This is a genomic window from Anaerobacillus sp. ABD4_527 (assembly GCF_056160805.1).
Map to the genome: position 1 here is coordinate 1831734 of NZ_JBSWXZ010000001.1, position 23349 is coordinate 1855082.

General features: G+C 42.2%; 28 protein-coding genes and 1 tRNA gene. 5 read left to right on the forward strand and 24 right to left on the reverse strand.

What is annotated here, in order from left to right; genetic code table 11:
- Window positions 1-35: 35 nt before the first annotated feature.
- The 4 genes from gap to rpoN all read right to left on the reverse strand — a co-directional run bounded on the left by gap (window position 36) and on the right by rpoN (window position 3886).
- Window positions 36-1043: a type I glyceraldehyde-3-phosphate dehydrogenase gene (gene gap, locus ACXAHI_RS09540; RefSeq protein ID WP_474810558.1), complete on the reverse strand. Its 1008-nt coding sequence runs from the start codon at window positions 1041-1043 to the stop codon at window positions 36-38.
- Between the two features lie 56 nt (window positions 1044-1099).
- Entirely contained in the window at window positions 1100-2128 is a 1029-nt protein-coding gene (locus ACXAHI_RS09545) for a sugar-binding transcriptional regulator (protein WP_474847312.1), read from the reverse strand.
- A gap of 154 nt (window positions 2129-2282) precedes the next feature.
- The gene (locus ACXAHI_RS09550) at window positions 2283-2519 is read right to left on the reverse strand and encodes a glutaredoxin family protein (protein ID WP_474847313.1); all 237 of its coding nucleotides are present in this window, start codon (window positions 2517-2519) and stop codon (window positions 2283-2285) included.
- 77 nt (window positions 2520-2596) lie between these two features.
- Window positions 2597-3886 (reverse strand): RNA polymerase factor sigma-54, encoded by a 1290-nt coding sequence (gene rpoN / locus ACXAHI_RS09555; RefSeq protein WP_474847314.1) that lies wholly within the window; start codon window positions 3884-3886, stop codon window positions 2597-2599.
- Window positions 3887-4067: 181 nt separating this feature from the next.
- Here rpoN and ACXAHI_RS09560 point away from each other — a divergent pair, with 181 nt between their 5' ends.
- Window positions 4068-4355 (forward strand): hypothetical protein, encoded by a 288-nt coding sequence (locus ACXAHI_RS09560; RefSeq protein ID WP_270180053.1) that lies wholly within the window; start codon window positions 4068-4070, stop codon window positions 4353-4355.
- Between the two features lie 26 nt (window positions 4356-4381).
- On the opposite strand, the gene ACXAHI_RS09565 is transcribed toward ACXAHI_RS09560, so the two are convergent.
- The gene (locus ACXAHI_RS09565) at window positions 4382-4693 is read right to left on the reverse strand and encodes an atypical membrane-integrating protein (Mistic protein) (protein WP_474848128.1); all 312 of its coding nucleotides are present in this window, start codon (window positions 4691-4693) and stop codon (window positions 4382-4384) included.
- A gap of 304 nt (window positions 4694-4997) precedes the next feature.
- Between ACXAHI_RS09565 and ACXAHI_RS09570 the strand changes: the two genes are divergently transcribed.
- Window positions 4998-5261 (forward strand): hypothetical protein, encoded by a 264-nt coding sequence (locus tag ACXAHI_RS09570; protein ID WP_474847315.1) that lies wholly within the window; start codon window positions 4998-5000, stop codon window positions 5259-5261.
- A gap of 575 nt (window positions 5262-5836) precedes the next feature.
- Here ACXAHI_RS09570 and ACXAHI_RS09575 read toward each other — a convergent pair.
- The 3 genes from ACXAHI_RS09575 to ACXAHI_RS09585 all read right to left on the reverse strand — a co-directional run bounded on the left by ACXAHI_RS09575 (window position 5837) and on the right by ACXAHI_RS09585 (window position 7724).
- Window positions 5837-6028 carry a protease inhibitor I9 family protein gene (locus tag ACXAHI_RS09575; RefSeq protein ID WP_474847316.1) on the reverse strand — a complete coding sequence of 64 codons (192 nt, stop codon included), beginning with the start codon at window positions 6026-6028 and terminating at the stop codon, window positions 5837-5839.
- Window positions 6003-7016 carry a S8 family serine peptidase gene (locus tag ACXAHI_RS09580; RefSeq protein WP_474847317.1) on the reverse strand — a complete coding sequence of 338 codons (1014 nt, stop codon included), beginning with the start codon at window positions 7014-7016 and terminating at the stop codon, window positions 6003-6005. Before ACXAHI_RS09580 ends, ACXAHI_RS09575 begins: the two co-directional genes overlap by 26 nt.
- A gap of 321 nt (window positions 7017-7337) precedes the next feature.
- Window positions 7338-7724, reverse strand: coding sequence for a hypothetical protein (locus ACXAHI_RS09585; protein ID WP_474847318.1), 387 nt, complete (start codon window positions 7722-7724; stop codon window positions 7338-7340).
- 195 nt (window positions 7725-7919) lie between these two features.
- Here ACXAHI_RS09585 and ACXAHI_RS09590 point away from each other — a divergent pair.
- From ACXAHI_RS09590 to clpP, 3 genes are all read left to right on the forward strand, one after another.
- A tRNA-Arg gene (locus ACXAHI_RS09590) sits at window positions 7920-7998 on the forward strand.
- A 137-nt stretch (window positions 7999-8135) separates the two neighbouring features.
- Window positions 8136-8522, forward strand: coding sequence for a YhjD family protein (locus ACXAHI_RS09595; RefSeq protein WP_474847319.1), 387 nt, complete (start codon window positions 8136-8138; stop codon window positions 8520-8522).
- A 165-nt stretch (window positions 8523-8687) separates the two neighbouring features.
- Window positions 8688-9272 (forward strand): ATP-dependent Clp endopeptidase proteolytic subunit ClpP, encoded by a 585-nt coding sequence (clpP, locus tag ACXAHI_RS09600; protein WP_270180055.1) that lies wholly within the window; start codon window positions 8688-8690, stop codon window positions 9270-9272.
- Window positions 9273-9623: 351 nt separating this feature from the next.
- On the opposite strand, the gene ACXAHI_RS09605 is transcribed toward clpP, so the two are convergent.
- From ACXAHI_RS09605 to ACXAHI_RS09680, 16 genes are all read right to left on the reverse strand, one after another.
- Complete coding sequence (locus ACXAHI_RS09605; RefSeq protein ID WP_474810552.1) at window positions 9624-9881, reverse strand: HPr family phosphocarrier protein; 258 nt, start codon at window positions 9879-9881, stop codon at window positions 9624-9626.
- Window positions 9882-10083: 202 nt separating this feature from the next.
- A complete protein-coding gene (whiA, locus tag ACXAHI_RS09610; RefSeq protein ID WP_474847320.1) occupies window positions 10084-11025 on the reverse strand; it encodes a DNA-binding protein WhiA in 942 nt (313 codons plus the stop codon).
- A 45-nt stretch (window positions 11026-11070) separates the two neighbouring features.
- A complete protein-coding gene (locus tag ACXAHI_RS09615; protein ID WP_474847321.1) occupies window positions 11071-12036 on the reverse strand; it encodes a gluconeogenesis factor YvcK family protein in 966 nt (321 codons plus the stop codon).
- Window position 12037: 1 nt separating this feature from the next.
- The gene (gene rapZ / locus ACXAHI_RS09620; RefSeq protein ID WP_270180059.1) at window positions 12038-12928 is read right to left on the reverse strand and encodes an RNase adapter RapZ; all 891 of its coding nucleotides are present in this window, start codon (window positions 12926-12928) and stop codon (window positions 12038-12040) included.
- A 51-nt stretch (window positions 12929-12979) separates the two neighbouring features.
- On the reverse strand, window positions 12980-13453 hold the full coding sequence (locus ACXAHI_RS09625) for an 8-oxo-dGTP diphosphatase (RefSeq protein ID WP_270180060.1): 474 nt from the start codon (window positions 13451-13453) through the stop codon (window positions 12980-12982).
- Window positions 13454-13719: 266 nt separating this feature from the next.
- The gene (gene trxB / locus ACXAHI_RS09630; RefSeq protein WP_474847322.1) at window positions 13720-14670 is read right to left on the reverse strand and encodes a thioredoxin-disulfide reductase; all 951 of its coding nucleotides are present in this window, start codon (window positions 14668-14670) and stop codon (window positions 13720-13722) included.
- A gap of 106 nt (window positions 14671-14776) precedes the next feature.
- Window positions 14777-16366: a tetratricopeptide repeat protein gene (locus ACXAHI_RS09635; protein ID WP_474847323.1), complete on the reverse strand. Its 1590-nt coding sequence runs from the start codon at window positions 16364-16366 to the stop codon at window positions 14777-14779.
- Between the two features lie 178 nt (window positions 16367-16544).
- A complete protein-coding gene (locus tag ACXAHI_RS09640; RefSeq protein ID WP_270180063.1) occupies window positions 16545-16682 on the reverse strand; it encodes a hypothetical protein in 138 nt (45 codons plus the stop codon).
- Between the two features lie 61 nt (window positions 16683-16743).
- The gene (hisIE, locus tag ACXAHI_RS09645) at window positions 16744-17370 is read right to left on the reverse strand and encodes a bifunctional phosphoribosyl-AMP cyclohydrolase/phosphoribosyl-ATP diphosphatase HisIE (protein WP_474847324.1); all 627 of its coding nucleotides are present in this window, start codon (window positions 17368-17370) and stop codon (window positions 16744-16746) included.
- A complete protein-coding gene (gene hisF / locus ACXAHI_RS09650) occupies window positions 17367-18125 on the reverse strand; it encodes an imidazole glycerol phosphate synthase subunit HisF (RefSeq protein WP_474847325.1) in 759 nt (252 codons plus the stop codon). Before hisF ends, hisIE begins: the two co-directional genes overlap by 4 nt.
- Window positions 18126-18127: 2 nt before the next feature.
- A complete protein-coding gene (gene hisA / locus ACXAHI_RS09655) occupies window positions 18128-18847 on the reverse strand; it encodes a 1-(5-phosphoribosyl)-5-[(5-phosphoribosylamino)methylideneamino]imidazole-4-carboxamide isomerase (RefSeq protein ID WP_474848129.1) in 720 nt (239 codons plus the stop codon).
- A gap of 1 nt (window position 18848) precedes the next feature.
- Window positions 18849-19484: an imidazole glycerol phosphate synthase subunit HisH gene (hisH, locus tag ACXAHI_RS09660; RefSeq protein ID WP_474847326.1), complete on the reverse strand. Its 636-nt coding sequence runs from the start codon at window positions 19482-19484 to the stop codon at window positions 18849-18851.
- The gene (hisB, locus tag ACXAHI_RS09665) at window positions 19484-20077 is read right to left on the reverse strand and encodes an imidazoleglycerol-phosphate dehydratase HisB (RefSeq protein ID WP_474847327.1); all 594 of its coding nucleotides are present in this window, start codon (window positions 20075-20077) and stop codon (window positions 19484-19486) included. Before hisB ends, hisH begins: the two co-directional genes overlap by 1 nt.
- Window positions 20077-21348, reverse strand: a complete 1272-nt coding sequence (hisD, locus tag ACXAHI_RS09670) for a histidinol dehydrogenase (protein WP_474847328.1) — start codon at window positions 21346-21348, stop codon at window positions 20077-20079. Before hisD ends, hisB begins: the two co-directional genes overlap by 1 nt.
- Window positions 21335-21976: an ATP phosphoribosyltransferase gene (gene hisG, locus ACXAHI_RS09675; protein WP_270180069.1), complete on the reverse strand. Its 642-nt coding sequence runs from the start codon at window positions 21974-21976 to the stop codon at window positions 21335-21337. The genes hisD and hisG overlap by 14 nt, the downstream gene beginning before the upstream one ends.
- Window positions 21976-23157 carry an ATP phosphoribosyltransferase regulatory subunit gene (locus tag ACXAHI_RS09680; protein WP_474847329.1) on the reverse strand — a complete coding sequence of 394 codons (1182 nt, stop codon included), beginning with the start codon at window positions 23155-23157 and terminating at the stop codon, window positions 21976-21978. The genes hisG and ACXAHI_RS09680 overlap by 1 nt, the downstream gene beginning before the upstream one ends.
- Window positions 23158-23349: the final 192 nt, after the last annotated feature.

The following is a 23349-nucleotide window of genomic DNA, read 5'->3' on the forward strand; positions in this document are numbered from 1 at the left end:
CTCCTGACTTCCTCCCCCATTATTTACAATTCTTATTATAGCCCTTTTGATGCGATGTAGTCGACTAGATCTACTACGCGGTTAGAATAACCCCACTCGTTGTCGTACCAAGAAACAACTTTAACCATGTTTCCGTCGATGTTCATTGTAGAGATTGCATCTACGATTGAAGAATGTGGGTTGCCGTTGTAATCTTTTGATACAAGTGGCTCTTCGCTGTAACCAAGGTATCCTTTAAGGTCACCTTCAGCAGCTTCTCTTAGAGCAGCGTTTACGTCATCTACTGTAACGTCTGCATCTAGCTCAGCTACTAGGTCTACGATGGATACGTTAGGAGTTGGTACACGCATAGCCATACCGTTCAACTTACCATCAAGCTCAGGAAGTACTAGAGATACAGCCTTCGCAGCACCAGTAGAAGTTGGGATGATGTTCTCAGCTGCTGCACGAGCACGACGGTAATCTTTATGTGGAAGATCAAGGATCTGCTGATCGTTCGTGTAAGAGTGAACTGTTGTCATAAGACCACGCTTGATACCGAACTTATCGTTCAATACTTTAGCAACTGGTGCTAGACAGTTAGTCGTACAAGATGCGTTTGAAAGTACGTGATGGTTTTCAGCATCGTACTTGTCTTCGTTTACACCAAGAACAACTGTGATGTCTTCGTTCTTAGCTGGAGCAGAGATGACAACTTTTTTAGCGCCTGCTTCAAGGTGCTTAGCAGCGTCTTCACGGTTTGTGAAGCGACCAGTAGATTCAACAACTACGTCTACTCCAAGGTCTCCCCAACCAAGTTGTGCAGGATCACGTTCTGAAAGAACTTTGATTTCAGAACCGTTAACTACTAGGTTCTCACCATTAACTTCAACTTCAACGTTAAGTTCGCCATGGATTGTATCGTATTTTAAAAGGTGTGCAAGCATGTTTGCATCAGTAAGATCGTTTACTGCAACCACTTCTACGCCAGGGTTGTTTAGTGCTGCACGGAATACGTTACGACCAATACGTCCAAAACCGTTAATACCTACTTTTGTTGCCATTGTATAATTCCTCCTTGAATGTTCCTCGTTTCTCGAGGTATCTTATGTTTTATTTATTAAAGGGAATTTCCCTCTAGTAACGCTTTTGCTGCCCCCTCATCAGTGACGAGGACGCTTTGTATTCCAGTCTTCAGATAAGCTTCGATCGCTTTTGCTTTTGAGTGACCGCCTGCGACTGCAATAACGAGTTCGCTTCTTTCTAGATCTTCTAGCTGTAATCCAATGGTTTTCACTTTGTGTACAACATCTCCGGATTGATTGAAGTAGTATCCAAACGCTTCCGCAACAGCATGGTTTTCTTTGATTTTCTCAAGAACTTGACCTGTTGATTTACGTCGCACAGCCATTGTTTTAGCATCTCCAATCCCATGAACCACAATACTGGCAGATTTGATAATTTCAAGGATTTCCTTGACGCCAGGTTCTTCGATTAATGATTGGTATGCTTCTTCACTAAGCTGATCTGGAACATGAAGCAAACGATAATCTGCATGAGCTTTACGCGCCATCTTCGCGCAGATCGTGTTAGCCTGGTTTTCAACTTGTTCACCAAGACCACCACGAGCCGGTACGAATAGTGTTCCGTCCATGTCAAGCGAAGGAACCATCATATCAGCTACACTCGCGAGCGTGGTACCGCCCGTCACAGCCACAACTTTACTTTCAAGCTGAAACCTTTTCAAGCGTCCCACTGCGGCTCTGCCCATTTCTTTCTTTACCCAGGGAGTAACATCGCTGTCACCGGGTACAATAAGTACTTCTGGAATACCAAGTTTATCTTTCAACCGTTCTTCCAGATTATCAAGACCAGAAACTTCATTCATAACAGGTTCAAGCTCCAGTAATAGCTGCTCACCTTCCTCGGTAAGCTGCATTCCTTGAATGGACATATCCAGCAAACCCTGGTCTTTAAGGAAAGTCACTTCACTTCTGAGAACTCTTTCTGTTATATCCAGACTGTTCGCAAGGCTTCTTCGACCAATTGGTTGCGTGAGCCTAAGTTGCCTCAGAACACGATACCGCTTGTTCATAACCTCTAATAAGTCTGGTAGTAGTTTTTGTTGAAGTGCGAGTAATGAGCGCATTGTTCGTCTCCCCTGCAGGTTCTTTTTTTATTCTCGAGACGTATTATGTCCCGGTTAGACATTTTCAGTCCCACCCGAATCAAAAAAAGAACGTCTTACAAATTTCATTGTAGCAGTTGCCAACTACATGGGCAACTATGATATACTTAAAAATTTAAAGTAAGCGTTTTCTTACGTTATTTCTTGAAATCCTGCCATAATCAACGATTTCTCCATCAACTTCAACAACCGGAATCATCACCATAAACTTCTCGAGCAACGCTTCATCTTGATAGATATCAACTGATTCTATCTTGAAATCAATTTCTGTTTGAAGATCCTCAAGGATATAATACGCTTCATCACAAAGAGGACATGTCTCTTTCGTGTATAACATAACCGTTTTACTCATCCTTTAAACCCCTTTCCTATACCATTCTAACCTTTTAAATTCGTTACTCGCAAAAAAACAGCTGCTTCTGCAGCTGTTTATACAAAACGCTTCCTTCTCGATGAACCGGGTATCCCCAATTCTTCACGATATTTCGCAATCGTTCGTCTCGATACTTGTATTCCTTTTTGTATATGAAGAGCCTCTACGATCTTTTGATCCGAAAGCGGCTTCTTTTTATCTTCCTCTTCTACAAACTCCTTAATGAAGATCTTTACACTAGATGAAGAGGTTCCTGTCTCTGTTTCACCAGAAAGTCTAGAAGTAAATAGATCCTTCAACGCATATAGGCCTTGAGGCGTCTGGACATATTTATTCTTTATAGCTCGACTTACCGTTGACTCATGCACGCCCGCTTCATTTGCTACTTCTTTAAGCGTAATTGGTCTTAGCTCACTAAGCCCCATTTGAAGAAAAGAGCTCTGCTTTCCAATAAAGACGGTCATGATCGATCTTAGCGTATGCTTTCGTTGTTCGATACTCTTCATTAGCCAGTTTACTTGCTGATACTTCCCTTTAATATAGTGACCGACTTCTCCCTTTTCAAACGACTGATACGCCGTATTGACCTTCATCGAAGGAAGTTCATCATCTAATAGTTTGATCGCGTATGTTCCTTCGTTCTCTTTAATGATTATGTCAGGGGCTACATAATAAGGCTTTTCGTTATACCATTTTGAGCCCGGTCTCGGATCAAGAGCAGCTATGACATCTGATGCGAGCTGGATATCCTGAAGTTTCACATGATACTCTTTTGAAAGCTCTCGAAATTTCTTCTCTGCTAGCGCTTTCAAATTTTCGTTTACTAATTTGCGGGCAAGGGTGTGGACCTCTGAAGTTGAATGTAACTGTAAACTTAAACACTCTGCTAGATTTCGTCCACCTATTCCTGGTTCAAGTGATTGTAATACATGTACAGCTTCTTCATACTCTTGATTCGTCAGCTGAAATTGTTCGATCACTTCATGATCACGTATACGTAAATAGCCAGCTTCATCTATATTATCTATCAAATAATGAATCACTTTCGCTTGGTGAGGGCATAAGTTCAAACACCGCACTTGTTCGTGAAGCTCTTCATTCAAACTCTTGCCTCGTTCAGCAACATAGTCTAAGGAGTCGGCGCGCTCTCCTCGGCCAGCGGCTTTCGCACGAATACCCGTATCCCATGATGGTGCATGAAGTTCGATAAGAGGATTCTCAAGTGCTTCTTCTTTTATATAATCCAACAGCTCTAAAGTCGAATATTGAAGAATGGATATAGCCTGACGCAATTGAGTTGTCATTACGAGTTGCGTTGTCTGCTTTTGTATTAATCCTAGTTCCATCGCAATCCCTCCACCTTTATCATACTATATTGATTCAGCATATGGTAAGAGGAAAGTGAAAATGACCAGAATTTTCAATCATTTAATGCGCCTCGATTTCACAAAAATGAGCAATGCGCCCACTCACTCCCCATCATTCGACATACAGTATAGTACAGAGAGAAAAAAGGAGGCAAAAACCATGGATTTGACTGTATATGGTATTGCTTTGCTTCCAGTCATCATTGGAATCGTCCAACTCTTCAAGATATTTGGTTTCCCGGCTAGATTTCTACCGTTGCTTTCTATTGGTGTAGGAATCGTAATGAGCTATATTTATATTGATCCAGATATCAAGAAAGCTTTTTTGATTGGACTTTGGCTAGGATTATGCGCTTCTGGTATGCATTCAGGCTTAAAGCATACGATGAATGGAGCAAGCAAAAAACCAAGTGACCGAGAAGATGACAAGCCAGGTAAGAAGCAATAATCTAACTTTTTAAGAGTGGACAAGGTTCACTCTTTTTCTTTTTCTTGATGCTCTTCTCCAAGGTCCAACCAGCTTAGCATCTCTTTCACAACGTTATTTAGCTTTTTGTTCACGGTTTGATCTCCGTACACTTTTTTAGCTTTTTCAATCGTTTCTACTACTTGTGGTTCAAATTGAATGAGCGGTGTATCTTCTTCTGATTCATTGTACAATTCCACAACGTTCTCAAGTCCCTCTGTGATGCGATCGATCGCATCACTTAACGACTTACTTTCTCCGCTATTTACTTTCAAAGAAATCCCTACCTTCAGCACAGTTATAGCTCTAGTGTTTGTCACTTTCAACCAAAAAATCACCTTGCAAAAAAAAACCTTGTCACGTATAATTATCCTTGCCCTTAACGTATGCGCCCGTAGCTCAGTAGGATAGAGCGGTGGTTTCCGGTACCACGTACGAAAAGTATCAAGCAACAAACTGCGTCATACCAATGTTTCTAACGTATGTACGGACACGGTACGGAAAAATTCAACGATCACTACTACGCTAGGTTAGTGTTATGCAATACGAAGTGCTACCGCGTTAATGCACTATTACATACGATTTGATAAACCTTTCGTCAAAATATGACGGGAGGTTTTTTAAATGACGAAACGGAAACGCTCGATCGTGAAACGAAGGAATGTCGAAGCTGAACAAATCATGTATGACGACAAGCTGCCGATTTCAGCAGCTCTGGAACGAGTGATCAACATCTACTCCGCAGAAGGTTATCGCGAAAGGACAATGACGGACTATCGGAAGTACTGGAACGAATTCTTCCGCATTGTAGATAGACCGAAATATATCACGAATGTAACTACGGATGACTTCTGGAAATTAATTAATTTACTATTAAGGAAGCGCTGATTATCTCCTGTAACGGTTAACATTTGAATGAACAGAATGAGGTCGATGTTTAACCGTCTATTCGCGGAAGGATTACTTCCGGTAAACCCTGTCGCTCCTATTCGCAAACAAAGACGGACGAGCAAACGGTCGGAGCGCTAACTGACGATCAACTTTAACGATTGTTTGCCCAGATAGATAAGACGTCATTTGGTGGTTATCGAGATTACTGCCCTATGATTGATGCTCAAAATGGGGATGAGTATTAATGAAGTTATGCGCTGGAAATCGGTGATATTGACTTCGATAATGGTGTCGTTATGTTACGGGGGAGCAAAAATTAAAAACAGAAGAATCGCGCGGTTCCGTTGCCGCCAAAAGTGGCGTCTGAGTTAACGCAACTCATAAAGGAAACGCAAGAGTTTTTCGGAGCTAGCATTAAGACTGTATTCGTCAATAACTCTGGCGATTCACTCAACGATGATTTGATTCGAAAACGTATGTATAAGTACGAAAATGACGCAGGATTGAAAGGCGGATGCTGTTACTCGCCACATATAATGCAAAATAAATATGAGGTCTCATTGACCTCATATTTACTGCACTTCATAGAATTCTTCTTCTTCTACAGTTAATACTCCATTCATTTTCTTCAAAGTTTCTATTGTTTCATCAGGAATTGTGATCGAGTAAACGTTAAAAATGGATGATACTGTTTCAACATCTCCGAACTGTTTCAGATCCATTAACACACTTTTACTCTCAAGCTTCACTAACATTTCCTTCATTACTAATCCCTCCTAGTATACCTTCAATACTAATTAGCCCATTGCCCTGCTCGTTTTTAGGTAATCCAAGATCATGAGCAGTCTCATTTATAGTTTCCACTATATACTCACAGTCAAACTTCTGAGATAAAGCAGCAATTACACCACTGATAACAGGTGCAGCAAACGAAGTCCCATAGTATTGTTTTCCATCTACATTGCACATTCCAGGGGCTAGTATGTCTGGTTTGGATACTCCATCTAAGGCAGTGCTACTATATGGGGCTAGTTTTTTATTCACGTCTACCGCGCCTACTGTGTACGCATTCTTTGCGTTTCCAGGACAAGCAGTAATCCCTTTTCCCTTTTCTCCCCAGTTGCCGATTGAGGCAACAACCATGAACCCCTCTTTTCTTAACTGGTTTACAGTTTGACAAACAAGACACTTATCATCACAAGTACCTTTTTTACCAAGCGACATATTAGCAATGTAGATTTTATTAGTATAAACAAATTCCAGGGCTTTTAATATAGACTTTTTGTCAATATTGCCATTATCATCAGCAACTTTGACATTTATTATATTGGTCCACGGAGCAATGTTTTTAACAACAGCACCTACAACAGTCCCGTGTAGTTCGCCATCTATCATAGCATCGTTCGAGTTTGTAGATTTCGAACAAACTTCATGGGAATTGATGTCCACACCACTTATGGGTGTCATGCCGCTGTCGATGATAGCAACAGAAGTGTTACTGCCAGTGTATGACTGCGCCTTTAATTTATTGACTCTTATATTTGGGAATGTGCTGAAATTTTGTACTTCATACATATCATTCAAATCAACTTCATGCACGAAGTCCAATTTCTGAACTTGACTAACATGATTCATATTAACACAAACTAATGGAAAATGTTCAAAAACATAGTCTAAACGAATGTTTTCTTTTTCAAGGTCCAAAACCATTTCATCAGTAAGCCTTCTATTAAGCTTCAAAATATATTCCACTATTATTCCTCCCAACTCATCTGATGACTCTATTCAACAAGAGAGTTGGTAACTCCTTCAAATATTTTCAAAAAATATGTCAAAAAAAGCAATGCCAGTTCGATTTGTCACACAGATTCCATATAAAACACGTCTTGCTCATCCGTCGTACATAACCCGTCCTGACCGTCGACCTGCTCCGACTGTATCGACGGCAGTGGCGCGCTCACGCGAAAGCTATGCGTAAGGACGCCGAAGTCGTCCGCCATGTCGAGCATCGTTCCGTTTCGCGTATTAAATGGGGAAATTATCAAGCGGCTTCGATGGCGTTACCTCCTTCCGTTAAAATACGAATTCATGTCCGTTTCCTTGCCGCCGCGTTCTTCTACAAACCGGAACATACCTTTGATGTCCGCCTGTAACGTTTACCGGCTTGTCGCCCGCAGGTTGTAGCGCGGTGATGAGGCGATCGACGTCCGTTTCGTTCATCCCTCCGCCGTTGCCTGCCGGAGTGTAGGACGAAAGCAAACGGAACAATTGTCCCTGCTGCGCCTCCGTCAAGATCATTACGTTCATCAGCGCGCGTATAACGATCTCGTTGTGCATCGGTGGAGGCGTCATAGCTTGCGACGGAAGACCTCCGGAATAAAACTTCGGACGTGCTTCAACGTCACGCGCAACTCCTCCGGCGTGGTTATAGAACATTTGGCGCAGTTGTTCGTTCTTCATATTCTGATACGAAGCCTATAAATACCGGTTGCAACGACTACCACTCTATCGTATAATTGAGCGTGTCACTGCGACGTTAATATGTCCGCAATAAACGGCTAGCACCGGGTCTTTTTCCGGTACACCGTCCCAACTGCTGAAAAGGTTAGCGTTATGTAAACGCAGTGCTGGCGAGGGTTTATCGTCGTTTAATATGCGCCCGTAGCTCAGTAGGATAGAGCGGTGGTTTCCGGTACCACGTCTGTCGGGGGTTCGAATCCCTCCGGGCGCGCCAACTACATAATTACAACCCCTTTTCATTCCGAAAAGGGTTTTTTTGCGTCTTCCCCTTTATAGAATGGGGTTCTTGACGTCTCATTCGTCTCATAGTATTGTAAAACCAAACATACGTTCTTACAGGCGGTGAAGATCATGTTCCGATTAAGTAAAGAGGAAGCAAGTGCTGTTCGGGATTATTTATTGCTTCCTTATGTTAAAAAGGTACTGGAGCTCGATGCTGCATGGGTTCATCGTTCTAAGATGAAGCTTCCACGCCCTTATTTGGAACTGATCAATCAAGCTTTCACTCTCGCTTCCACAGATTTAAAAGAAGCAAAATCAGTCCTTCATAAGCAACACATCAAAACTTCAGTTCAGGATACAAAGGAAGATATCGTCATCTATACTGTCTATTGCCGTGGATACAACCAAACGTATCGGTACACGTCCGTCCAAATTAGAAACCTTGTTGAAAGAAGAATTGCGGGTTACTTTTTAAACGATCACCGATTTAAAAAAAGACAGATTCGTTCTGTTTAAAACGGTTGTCAGCGGGGAAAATGGAGATATGTAGAACCATCCATGTGCTGGCGAAAAAATTAATAGTCAAAAAGAACAGCACTTTATTTGACCTATATTGACCTTTTCGGTATGATGAACCTACAGAACTACATATTTGAATGAATAAAAGGGAGGAATTTTATTATGGTATTAATTCCAACGGTTATCGAACAAACAAACCGCGGTGAAAGAGCATATGACATCTACTCTCGTCTTCTCAAGGACCGCATTATCATGCTTGGAACTGCAATCGACGACAACGTATCGAACGCAGTTGTAGCTCAGCTTCTTTTCCTAGCTGCAGAAGATCCAGATAAAGATATCTCTCTTTATATTAATAGTCCAGGTGGATCAATCACAGCTGGAATGGCAATCTATGATACAATGCAGTTCATTAAACCGAAAGTATCTACAATCTGTATCGGAATGGCTGCTTCAATGGGAGCGTTCCTACTAGCGGCTGGTGAGCCTGGTAAACGTTATGCACTTCCAAATAGTGAAGTCATGATTCACCAACCACTCGGTGGTACACAAGGTCAGGCTTCTGATATCGAAATTCATGCGAAGCGTATCATTCAAATGCGCGAAAAGCTCAACAAAATTCTTGCAGAGCGTACTGGTCAGCCTCTCGATACGATCGAACGCGATACGGATCGTGACCGTTTCATGGAAGCTCTTGAAGCAAAAGAATACGGCTTGATCGACGAAGTTATGGAGAAAAAAGCATAAATAAAAAAAGGTTGCCGTGATGGCAACCTTTTTGATTGTAGAGAAAGTCTCGATGTTACGATGAATTCCATTTTCAATAAACGTTGATTGGTAAATGGAACAGAAGTCCCATGTTCGTCTGTTAAACCATTGAGACGGAGTGTTTTTTTGGATTTATTCTCTTCAAAGTAGGAGAGACGATCGCGGACTCCTGCGGTAGAACGGGCGGCCGAGACCGGGGTGTGGGTTTCACCTCGGGCTTGGACGTTCGTCCGCGGAAAGCGTGCAATCGACTACGGCGTTGGGAGAACCGAATATGTACATAGGTTTCCCGACAAGCTGAAAGGTTGCCCTGATGGCAACCTTTTTTCTTTAGTCTTCTTTTTGAATGAAGTCCACAAGAGATGAAACAGCATCTTCTTCGTCGTTTCCATCTACTGTTAAGACAACAGAAGAGCCAGAGCCCACCGCAAGGCTCATGATTCCCATGATACTCTTCGCATTTACCTTTTTACCGTCTTTTTCTAGAAAAATATCTGAATTAAATCGATTTGCCTCTTGAACAAAAAGTGCTGCAGGTCTTGCTTGTAATCCTGTATCCAACGTTACGACTACTTCTTTTTGAACCACTTTTCCATTCCTCCTTTATTTATAAGAAAGCGCTATCTTTATTGATGAAAAAAATAAGTATATGTGTTTGTTATAGATTTGCTACGTACTTACCAACAGCATTCCATTTATTAAGACTTCTAAACGTCCCAACGCTATGTTCTCAAGGCCTAGAATAGTAGAAAATCAAGCCCGCACTACTTGCGCAGGCTCTTATTTCTGCTTATGTTATTGGCTTTCCTGCACGGAGCTTTTCAGCTAACTGATCGATCTTTCGAAGCCTGTGGTTGATTCCCGACTTACTGATCGCACCACCAGTCAACATCTCTCCAAGTTCCTTAAGGGTAACATCCTGATGCTTCACTCGAAGTTCAGCAATTTCTCTCAATTTATCAGGTAGGATATCTAACCCAACTTCATTTTGTATAAAGCGAATGTTTTCAACCTGTCGGAATGCAGCACCAACTGTTTTATTTAGATTAGCTGTTTCACAATTTACGATCCGATTAACAGAGTTTCTCATATCTTTCATGATGCGAACATCCTCAAAATAAAGCAATGCCTTGTGAGCGCCTACTACACTTAAAAACTCTGTAATTTTCTCGCCCTCTTTAATATAAACGATGTATCCTTTTTTACGCTCGAGCATTTTTGCATTAAGATCGAACTGATTCATAAGCTTACACAATGAATCCGTATGCTCCTCATACATCGAGAATATTTCTAAGTGATAAGAAGTTTCAGGGTGATTGATCGATCCCCCTGCGAGAAAGGCTCCTTTCAAGTATGCTCGTTTGCAACAAGCCTTTTTCGTAAAATCACTTGAAATGCTTCTTGTAAACATGAACGCATTGTCCATAATACCTAAATCCTCAAGGAGATCTCTAGCACTCGAGGAAACGCGAACAATGTAGACATTATTTTTTTTGAGACGCATCTTTTTACGTACGAGCAATTCGACATCGTAATTGTAAAGACGTTTGATAAGCGTATAGATCCTTCTCGCGATCGCAGCATGTTCAGTGGGTATATCAAGGATCAGTTGTCTGTTCCCAAATGATATGGACCCATTCATTCGAATGAGTGCTGCGAGCTCTGATCTAGAGCAGCACGCTTTACTTTCGAGCTGTGTTAATTCTTTCTTCGTATCGGCAGCAAATGACATCGCTATCCCCCCTTTACCATGCAGGGGCCCATTGACCCATCACCATCACTTTTTATCTTCTAATAATGACAGTAGAATCGAAGATATCTTGATGGCATCGTGGCGTACATATTTCTCATCATATTGAATAATTTTATCACTGATTACTTCAAAACCAAAGCTCTTCAACCTATTTTCGTCATATTGCACAACCTCTGCCTGTTCTTTTGCATAGCGTTTTGCATAATAAGCTGGGATGATCTGTTTGTTAACAATGATCGTTTCAATAAGCTTGTAATCAATATGATCAATGAGTGCCTGCACATGGTCACTTGCAGTATAATTTTCTGTTTCACCTTGCTGAGTCATGACGTTACACACATACACTTTCCGAGCATTGGAGTGACTGATTTCATCCGCAATGCCAGGTACAAGTAGGTTTGGTAGTATGCTTGTATAAAGACTCCCAGGACCAAGGACGATTAAGTCAGCGTTTCGAATGGCCTCTAAAGAATCTGGTAACGCTTTTATACCAGGAGGCGAGAGAAATACTTTCTTAATCGTTTTATTCGTTTTAGGAATCTGAGATTCACCTTTTACGAACGTTCCATCTCGCATTTCAGCATGAAGAACAACACTTTGATTCGAAGCTGGAAGGACTTTACCTCGTACATTCAGTACACGACACATCTCCCGAACTCCTTGGACAAAATCCCCCGTAATATCCGTCATAGCGGCTAACATGAGGTTTCCTAGTGAATGACCGGATAATCCGTTACCATTTTTGAATCGATGTTGCATCAAGCCTTCTAATAAAGGCTCGACCTCAGCTAGTGCAGTGATGACGTTTCGCACATCACCTGGTGGAGGGATATCAAATTCATCACGTAAGCGACCTGAGCTTCCACCATCATCAGCTACTGTTACGATAGCCGTAATATCGACCGGGAATGTCTTAAGTCCACGAAGCAATACCGAAAGGCCGGTCCCTCCACCGATTACGACGACCTTCGGAAGTTTTGTGTCTGTCATATTATTTGCTACCCTTTCCTTTTTCAATATCCCTGTGCGTGATGTTCGTTCGATACTCACTTTCAAAATGATGGCCGATGTGTTCTGCGAAAGCAACGGAGCGATGCTTTCCGCCTGTACACCCTATGCCGATCACGAGCTGACTTTTCCCTTCCCTTTTGTATTGCGGAAGCATGTACGCCAGCATATCGATTAATTTATTTAAGAAGGTCTGCGTTTCTTTCCACTTAAATACATAGTTCGATACTTCTTCATCTACTCCTGTTTTAGGACGCAAGTGCTCAACATAATGTGGGTTAGGTAAGAACCGAATATCGAAAACAAGGTCAGCGTCAATTGGAATCCCGTATTTAAATCCAAATGACATGACGTTCACTCCAAAGTTTTCTTTTTCGTTAGAGGAGAAGCGGTCCATGATTTTTTCTCTTAGCTGAACAGGCTTGATATCACTCGTATCGATGATTTGCTGAGAACGTCCTTTCAGCTCCTCGAGCATTTCACGCTCTACTTTAATACCTTCGAGTGGTAGCCCTTCCGGCGCAAGGGGGTGAGATCGTCTCGTTTCTTTATAACGTCGAACGAGCGCTGAGTCACTAGAATCAAGGTACAGAATTTCAGCATCTAATTGCTCATTGGTTCTGAGTAAATCAACTGCTTCTAAAAGATGCTCAAAGAAATCTCCGCCTCTTAAGTCCATGACTAGAGCAACTTTATCTAGCTTACCTTCGGAGTTTTCGATCATCTCAACAAACTTCGGCAGCAGTGCAGGTGGTAAATTGTCGATGCAGAAATACCCCATATCTTCAAAACACTGCATCGCTACCGTTTTACCAGCACCGCTCATTCCAGTAATAATGACCATATGAATACGCTTATCGATTAGTTCGGCCATTTTCCCCACTCCATTTCTCAATTCTCTAATTATAATATGACGATCAACGTATTAAGATGGATCTAGTCGGTATGATAGTAACTTAAAGTCAGGTGTATACGTAAATGTTCCATATATAATGCCGTGTCCCTTCATCATATAATCAAGAATATGATAGTCTCCAGGAGCCATCGGCAGTTCACTCACTTCGTCTGCATCTACCCACGCTACTTTTCCTTCCTCTGACTGCTCAACGGGTTCTCCGTCATACTTTGTTGAGAGGAATGTAAACATCATCCATTCAGATTTAATCACGTCATTTTCTTTAATAATAAAGGTGAAGATTCCTTTTAACTTCGGATCTTTTAAATAAACACCAGTTTCTTCTCGAAACTCCCTAATGACCGAATCTCGGATCGATTCTTCTGATTCCATCTTTCCACCAGGTGCAACCCACCAACCTCGTCTTGGTTTTTGTAGGAGTAGAACTCGATTATTAGGTTCGTCGAATAAGATACAGTTTGTTACGCGTTGCACAATTACCACCTCAATTCGGCATCTTCTATTTTGGATTAGGCTTTTTCTATTTAAACGTTCAATTATCTAAATTTCTAATCATAGTATACTATGATTGTTTAGCATGAACAATGTAAGTGGATTATAGCCAAAAAAAAGAGCACGGGCTCACTACATGCCCGTGCGAATGTAAAATATTTTAAAAGGGGGTCAAATCTATTTATATTGTACCCCATCATTGTTTCATAGCTGTTACAGCAGAATTAAAAGCATGTCACAGGTACCTTTTGCCGAACTTACACGAGTGATTTTTTCTTAGCGTCTTCGAGCGTTTCAATGTAATGCTGAACAGATTGTGCAGCGATACTGCCATCACCTGTTGCCGTTACAATTTGGCGAAGCATCTTATCACGGATATCACCAGCTGCAAAGATTCCTGGTACTTCAGTAGCCATCTCTTCGTCAGTCACGATATACCCTTCTTCATTCGTGATGTTCAAGTCTTTAACTGCCTGATTCAATGGCAGCATACCGATGTAAATAAAGACACCATCTGCTTCAAAGTCTCTTTCTTCTCCTGTTTCTGTGTTCACAAGGACGGTCTTGCTTACTTTACCGTTTTCTCCTGCGATTTCTTTCACAGTGTGGTTCCAGATGAACTCGATCTTTTCATTATCAAACGCACGCTGCTGGAGAATTTTTTGGGCACGTAGCTGGTCACGACGGTGAACGATCGTTACTTTTGAAGCGAAGCGGGTTAGATACACGCCTTCTTCAACAGCAGAATCGCCTCCACCTACAACAACTAGTTCTTTGTTTTTAAAGAATGCTCCGTCACATACAGCGCAGTAAGAAACGCCACGACCGCTATACTCTGCTTCACCCGGAACACCAAGTTTCTTGTATTCTGCACCGCTCGTTACGATTACAGCCTTCGCATGAAACTCTTGATTTCCTGAAACTACTGTTTTGTATTCTTTATCATCACGGATTTCTTTTACATCACCGTATTGATACTGCGCGCCAAACTTCTTAGCGTGTTCAAACATTTTAGTAGAAAGGTCTGGTCCGAGGATATGATCGAATCCAGGATAGTTCTCAACTTCCTCAGTATTCGCCATCTGGCCACCCGGAATTCCGCGCTCAATCATAAGAACGTCAAGGTTTGCGCGAGAAGTATATACTGCTGCAGTCATTCCTGCCGGTCCAGCACCAACGATAATCACGTCATATATTTTTTCAGTCATGTGTTTCACTTCCCTCACGTTGTAATCTATTTATATTAATTATTAAGAAATAATGTTTCTTATCTAGTATAATAACTGATGATAAAAGGAAAGTCTAGCAGGTTGCTTACCCATCTCTTTTCGCTAGTAGATTCGTAAGTTTCTTTCGATATGCATGTACAGTCGAGCTAGAGATATCGAAGGTTTTTGCTACTTCAATCTGTGATACGTCCATCGCATTTAGCTTCTTCCACATGTATAGCATCGCCGCTGCAACGCCCTTTGAATTCTGAAAGGAGCTATTGTCACGTTGTAGCTTAACATAACAAGGTAACCATACGGTAGAAATGAGCTCGTGCAGTTCCGTATCAGTTAAATACGATTGCTCTAACTCCGCAATCACACGCATTCCAGCGGTAACATATGGAGGGAAGTCACTATAGTTCGTTATCGTGACTACCTCATCATCAACAATCCTTACTTCTTCTCCTGAAAGAGTCAAAGCTATATAAGCAGATAGCTCTTTAGTTAGAAGTGGTTCATCCTTACTTTTACAGTACGAATGAAGAATTGAAGCGCCAGCAGGATCTCTTTTCGTGTAAAGTAGCATCAGATGTGTCATTTTTCCATAATAATCATGTTTCTTAACTTTTTCTTCCGTATCGCGCGGCGTGTGCGATCGATAGTTGATTCGATCAGTCGTTAACGTTCCGGCATCTAACGCTTCGATATGAGAAGTTGCGATCTCATTAGTAGGATCTAGCTGCTTGATTCGCTCCCAATATCGTTTTGCGACTTCCGGACGATCAAGGTGAAAAGCAGATACTGCTAACCAATGATAGAAAGGGACATTCCATTCTGGCCGCGTCACTTCCACTTTTCTTAACCAATAGAAAGCCAGCTCGTGCTCATCAAGAAAACCTAGCGTACTTCCTAACTTGTACCTGTGATCAACATGAATTGGATAGACGTTCTTCAGTCTCTCAACCATTACATCACGCTTCACGTGCTGTCCAAGGAAATCGTAAAACAAAGCAAGGTTGCATACTGCATTTAAATTTCCTTCGTTCTTAGTCAATACGAGATCGAGAACCTTTATCGCTTCTTCATACTGCTCATTATAAAAATAAGCTAGTGCCAGATTATTATAAGCTGGCCAAAATTCAGTATAAACACTAGTCATATTTTCTAAAAGCTCGATCGCTTCAGGAAATCTTCCTGATTCGATCGCACCTCTAGCTTCCTCATGTTCTTGAATCAAACTTTCTTCACTTGACTCAAGGACCGTTTCTTCTTGTTCAAACGAGATGAGTTCGACTAGTTCTTCGGCATCTTCAAGAAACTCACCCTCAGGTTCGTGCACCAGGTAAGTTTTCGCATGCGTTTCTGCTTGTTGAAACAAACCCATATGGGCGTAATTGTTTGCTAGAAAGAAATAGCATTCATATAAGTCAGGATCAAGATCATCAAGAACAAACGTAAGCCACTTATTCGATGCTTCATATTCGCCTAATTCTGCAAGGACCGCTGCCAGTTGACATATATAATCGACCTCTCCGGGTTCAAGCTTTACAGCTCTTTCAAGGTGCTGTCTTGCTTTATCAAGGTTCCGCTGTTGATAGGCTCTCATAGCCTTATTAAAAAAATAATCTCCGTTCTGAATGAACGGAATCAAACGGCCTTTTAGTTCCGAAGAAGCATGAAGTTCTTTCCTCATGTTTTCCCCCATTACTTTCTAAAAGTAGTTCTATACCAGTCATGTCCGTTCAAAAGTATAACATACATCTGTTTCCAATCGTGTAGGAAAAATCTATGAAAGAGTGACGAGATTAGAGATGAAATGAACAGAAAAAGGCTGCCGAGAAAATTCGACAGCCTCGTAAACGTTTATAGTGTTACTTCCACATGTTCTCTTTTCTCTCCATCATCTTCTGTGCGATAAAGCCAACTCCCATGCCTAATAGAACACCCGGTCCAGGATGTCCAATGAACAGCCCGATTGCAAGTCCGATAAATAAAAAGCCTACGAACATAACCGATCTCTCCTCTTCATAATCGCCTTTCTTTTACATACGATTCACGATCGAAAAGGTTTCACGAACTGTGTCGTTTTTCAAGAACGTTCAATACCTCATCTAGTGGACACTCTTGTTCACGTAGTAAGACCATCAAATGGAACAGAAGGTCGGCAGATTCCCACGTCAACTCTTCTTTGTCTCTATTTTTTGCTGCGATGATCACTTCTGAAGCTTCTTCCCCGACTTTCTTCAATATCTTATCGACACCTTCCTCAAAGAGGTAAGTGGTATAAGCTCCTTCAGGCCGTTCTGCATTGCGCTTAGCTATGATGTTTTCAAGTGTATTTAAAATCTCAAAACGAGACTCGACTGGCTTTGTTTCTTCCGCTAAGAGTGAATCGGAAAAGCAAGAGTAATCTCCTTTATGGCAAGCTGGACCAGCCGGCTTAACGAGAACTAGCATAGCGTCTTGATCACAATCGTATCGAAGATCAACAACTTCTTGGGTATTGCCAGAAGTCTCCCCTTTATGCCACAGTTCATCACGAGAGCGGCTATAAAACCACGTTTCTTTCGTATCGATGGTTTTCTTTAGCGATTCTTCGTTCATATAGGCGAGGGTGAGCACTTCTTTACTCATTGCATCCTGTACGATTGCTGGAACAAGTCCTTTTTCATCAAAATTGATCGTTTCTACATTCATCGAATCACCACCCCGTTTTCTTTAAGAAGTTTTTTTACTTGAGACACAGATGTTTCTTTGTAATGAAAGATCGAAGCGGCAAGTGCTGCATCTGCTTTCGCTTCACGAAACACTTCTAAAAAGTCATCTGAGGAGCCTGCCCCACCAGAAGCGATGATTGGAATCGTAACAGCTTCACCGATTGCATTCGTAAGTGGTAAATCAAATCCTTCTTTACTACCATCCGCATTCATGCTTGTAAGTAGGATTTCTCCAGCACCCATCTCTTCGGCTTTCTTTGCCCATTCGATCGCATCCCATTCTGTTTGAGTGCGACCACCGTGCGTATATACACGCCATGTATTTAAATCAGGCTCCCACTTTGCATCGATTGCCACGACCATACACTGTGTTCCGAAATAATCAGCACCTTCACTAATCAGTTCAGGCCGCAATACCGCAGCTGTGTTCATTGATACTTTGTCTGCACCTGCACGAAGAACGCGTTTCATATCTTCTAGCTTATTGATTCCTCCACCTACAGTAAATGGGATGGCAAGCTCGGCTGCCACTTGTCGCACGACGTCGACCATCGTTTCTCTTCCTTCGTGAGAAGCAGATATATCTAAGAAGACAAGTTCATCTGCTCCCTCTTGATCATACACCCTAGCAAGCTCTACGGGATCACCCGCATCACGAAGGCCGACAAACTGTACACCCTTAACAACTCGACCATCTTTTACATCAAGGCATGGAATGATCCGTTTCGTTAACATGTTTAAACCTCCAGAGCCTGTTTTAACGTGAATTTATCCGTATAGAGAGCTTTTCCTACAATCGCACCGCTTATCGACTCACTTCTGCTGCGTAGGCTTGTTAAATCATTAAGCTTACTAACACCACCAGATGCGATGACTTCTTTTCCAGTAGCTTCCCCAAGTTCAGCAATCGCCTCTACGTTAGGTCCTGAAAGCGTACCGTCCTTAGAAATATCGGTAAATATGAAAACTTCTGCGCCGTGATCAGCCAGTTCCTTACCAAGATCCACTGCTTTGATCTCAGATGTTTTTAGCCATCCTTCAACCGCTACATAGCCGTCACGTGCATCGATTCCAATCGCGATCTTCTCTTTATAACGTGAGAGCATCTTCTTTACAAATTCAGGATGCGAGATCGCACTGCTTCCGAGAATAATTCTGTCCACGCCATTTTCAAGGTAGTGTGCAACGTCTTCCTCCGTGCGGATTCCTCCTCCAACTTGAACGTTAACACCAAGCTCTTGAGCCACTTTTAATACATGATGATCGTTTACACGTTTCCCTTCTTTCGCACCGTCCAGGTCCACCATGTGAATCCATTTTGATCCGTCATCTGCGAATTTTTTCGCCATGTCATAGGGTGAATCTCCATAAACCGTTTCCTGATTATAATCTCCCTGTAGAAGGCGAACACATTTCCCACCACGTATATCGATTGCTGGATAGATCGTAAAAGCCATTCTATACGTCATTCCTTTCCACGTATTCTGCAAAGTTTTTAAGAATCGTTAATCCTGCATGACTGCTTTTCTCAGGATGAAATTGTGTACCGAACACGTTTCCTTTCCCAACTACAGCTGGAACCTCTTCGCTGTAATCAGAAGTTGCGATAAGCACATCACGGTCTTTCGTATCAACATAGTAAGAATGCACAAAGTATACGTGCTCATCAGATACGTTCTGAAGAAGGAAAGAATCAGGCTGTAGTCTCGTCAATTCGTTCCAGCCCATGTGTGGAATTTTATACTCCTGACCAGTCTCATCTTTGTATGGGAACTTTTTTACTTTACCAGGTAAAAATGAAAAGCCGTTCGTCTCTCCATTTTCTTCACTTCCTTCAAAAAGAAGCTGCATGCCAAGGCAAATACCAAGCAATGGTTTCCCTGCTTCCACTTCTTTTTCGATGAATGATTTTAAACCCGTCTCAACTAAGCTGGCCATCGCATCTCGAAAAGACCCCACCCCAGGAAGTAGTAAACCGCTAGCCTTCGCTAACTCTTCTTCCTTCTCAGAGACAAAGTAATCAAAACCAAGTCGTTCGAGCGCTTTACTTACACTATATAAATTTCCCATTCCATAGTCGATAATGCCGATCATCACAGCATCCCCTTCGTCGATGGAACACCTTTCACTCGTGGATCTAATAAGGTTGCTTCATCCAACGCACGGCCTAATGCTTTAAAGATCGCCTCGATGATGTGGTGAGTGTTATGTCCGTAATGTACGATCACGTGAAGATTCATGCGCGCTTCAAGAGCAAGTTTCCAAAGGAATTCATGCACTAATTCAGTGTCGAATGTACCGACGCGATCTGCAGGTAATTCAACTCGATATTCAAGGTGAGGTCGATTGCTTAAATCAACGACAACTTGCGCAAGAGCATCATCCATCGGAACGAATGCATTTCCATACCTTCTGATTCCTTCTTTTGTTCCTAACGCCTGACGAATCGTCTCACCAAGACAGATTCCAATATCCTCTGTCGTGTGATGATCATCGATCTCCGTATCTCCGTTTGCCGTTAGAGAAAGATCAAACTTCCCGTGTTTCGTGAATAAATCAAGCATATGTGTTAAAAAAGGAACTCCTGTCTCTAACTGTGAATTTCCCGCTCCATCTACAGCAAATGTTAGATTAATAGAGGTTTCAGAAGTTTCTCTTGAAATTGAATAAGTTCTCTCATCAGTCATTACATGTCCTCCAATCGAAGTTCGATCGCTCTTGCGTGAGCATCCAATCCTTCCAGCTTAGCCAGTGTTGCAATACTATTTCCGTTTTCCTGTAACGCCTCTTTACTATAAGAAATCACACTTGATTTTTTTATAAAATCGTCTACCGAAAGCGGACTTGAAAAACGGGCCGTTCCATTCGTCGGTAAAACGTGGTTAGGACCTGCAAAATAATCACCAACAGGTTCTGAACTATAAGGCCCTAAAAAGATCGCTCCCGCATGCCGAATCTTCCCTAGCAATGCCATCGGATTCGTTACGAGTACTTCAAGGTGCTCAGGTGCTAGTTCGTTTACAGCCTCTACTCCCTGTTCAATGTTGTCTACAACGTAGATGACCCCGTAATCTTCGATAGACTTCGAAGCAATTTCCGCTCGAGGAAGCTGTTCGAGCTGTCTTTTCACTTCTTTTTCAACAGACTCAGCAAGGGACATCGAATCCGTTACGAGTACTGCACTCGCTCGTTCATCGTGCTCAGCTTGAGACAGCAGATCAGCTGCAACGTATGAAGCCTTTGCACTCTCGTCAGCTAGAACAACAATTTCACTCGGTCCTGCGATCATGTCGATATCAACAAGTCCAAACACTTCGCGCTTTGCAAGCGCTACGTATATATTTCCTGGACCAACGATCTTATCAACGGGTTGAACCGCTTCAGTTCCATAAGCAAGTGCTGCGACCGCTTGTGCGCCACCCACTTTGAAAATTTCTGTTACACCTACTTCATTCGCTGCTACCAATACACCTGCTGGAACTTTCCCTTCAGCATCTGGAGGAGTAACCATCGCAATGCGCTTCACTCCTGCAGCAGATGCAGGTATCACGTTCATTAATACGGAAGAAGGATAGGCAGCTTTTCCCCCAGGTACATAAACGCCAACAGAATCTAACGGCGTCACTTTTTGCCCTAACATCGTTCCATCTTCTGAAGTTGTAAACCAAGATTGACGTCTTTGCTGTTCGTGAAACGTCCGTATATTCGTAGCCGCTTCTCTGATCACCGATACGACCTCATCTGATACATCACTGTACGCTTCATGAATTTCATCGGCAGAAACACGGTAATCGTTGAGGTCTGCTCCATCAAACGTTTTTGTATACGTTGAAACAGCTTCATCACCATTTCTTTTTACCTGATCAAGAATCGACAAAACCGCTTGTCGCTGCTCTTCCGTTCCTTCTTCTATCGAACGTTTTATCGAAATGCCTTTATCCATTTTAACGATTCTCATAGTCATCTACTCCTTCAACAACAGCTGCCAAACGCTCTACCATATCATCGATCACGCGATCTTTTGTACGATAACTGACTGGATTCACAATAAAGCGTGATGTGATCGACTCGATAAATGCCGTTTCCATCAGGCCGTTCTCTTTTAACGTTCGTCCTGTTGAAACAATGTCGACGATGCGATCAGCCAATCCTATTAGAGGCGCAAGCTCAATCGATCCGTTTAGCTTTATGATTTCTACTTGTTCGCCTTGCTGTCTAAAATAATTGGATGCGACATTTGGATATTTTGTAGCGATTTTAGGTGCTACACCTGCAACTGGCTTGTCCGTTATCCCTGCAACAGCAAGGTAGCAGTCACTGATTTTAAGGTCCAACACTTCATAAACGTTCCGCTCTTCTTCGAGCATCACGTCTTTACCAGCGATTCCAACGTCAGCCACACCATGTTCTACGTAAGTCGGCACGTCCATTGGTTTCGCAAGGATAAAGCGGAGATTTTCCTCTTCTATTTCTAAAATCAATTTTCTAGAGTCGTCGAATTCCGGAGGCAACTTATATCCTGCTCTACGAAGCAAGCCAACTGCTTCTTCAAAGATACGTCCTTTTGGCATCGCCATCGTAAGCATTACATCGTCCCCTTTCCGTTCTTACCGATTAAATAAACTACGTCGTCAAACCTTTCAGAGAACGCATCTAGATCTGCTACCCCGCTTAATTCCTGCATGACGACTCTCTCTCCATTAGCTCGTCTATCCGTTACTTGCTCAATGGCTTCTTGCTTTCGTTCAGGGCTAAAAATAATAGCTGATGGAAGCGTTTCTTCTCGATTTGGATTCAATGCTTCCGCGAGATGATCTAGTCTTATTCCAAATCCAGTTGCTTGAGCTGGACGATTGAATCGGCTTAGCAATTCATCATAGCGGCCTCCGTTACTAAGAGGTACACCAAGGTTATTTGCATACCCTTCGAAAACAACGCCTGTATAGTAGCTCATATGGCTAACGAGCGTGAAATCGAATTTAACGCGATGAGCGACACCGTATGCTTCTAACGTATCTAAAAGGGTCCGTAGGTCACGAAGCACGTTTTCCCCTTTTTCAGTTGGAAGGAGCTCAAATGCATCTCCAAGTTTCGATCCATCGCCTCTTAATGTTAAGAGATCCATCAAACGCTTTTGATCGATGCTTGAGAGTGCCATTTCTCTTACATGCTGACGGTACCCGACATAATTCTTCTCATATAAAAAGCGTCTTAACGTAGCTGCGCGCTCTTCGTTTCCTACGATCGACAAGAATAGTTCCTGAATAAATCCTACGTGACCGATGGCGATTTGGTATTCTTCAAGACCTGCTTTATTCAACACCTCTGTCATCAGAGCGATGACCTCTCCATCAGCACTCGCTGTGCCATCACCGATCAGTTCTACCCCGATCTGTTCAAATTCAGCAGGCTTTCCTCCTTCATCTTCCTGAGCCCGGAAGACATTGGAATCATATGCGAGCCTTAGTGGAAACGGCTCATGTTTTAAACTAGATGCAGCGACCCTTGCGATCGGCGCCGTCATATCTGGTCGTAACACAAGCGTTTTACCACGTTGATCAAGAAGCTTGAATAATTGCTGATCGAGAATAGCTGAGGCATCTCCAACGGTTTCATAATACTCAAGCGTTGGGGTATTCATAAAACGATATCCCCATGTTTCTGTAACCCCTTGAATCTTTTGCCTAATGTTTGTTTTAAGATCATATAATACCGGCAGCGTATCACGCATACCGAGTGGCTTTTCAAAAACAAATGGTACTGTCATCAATTGCACCCCGCTTATTATACTTTAGTTCGCTAACATACTAACAAGATGAAGTTATCTGTAGTTTACATCTCTGACATACTAACGTCAACATATATGAAAATAATTCCCTATAACGATTTCCTCTAATCCGAACTTTACACCGATGAATCTATTCAATCTCCTTTTTTGAATGAAAGGTATAGGTGCAAT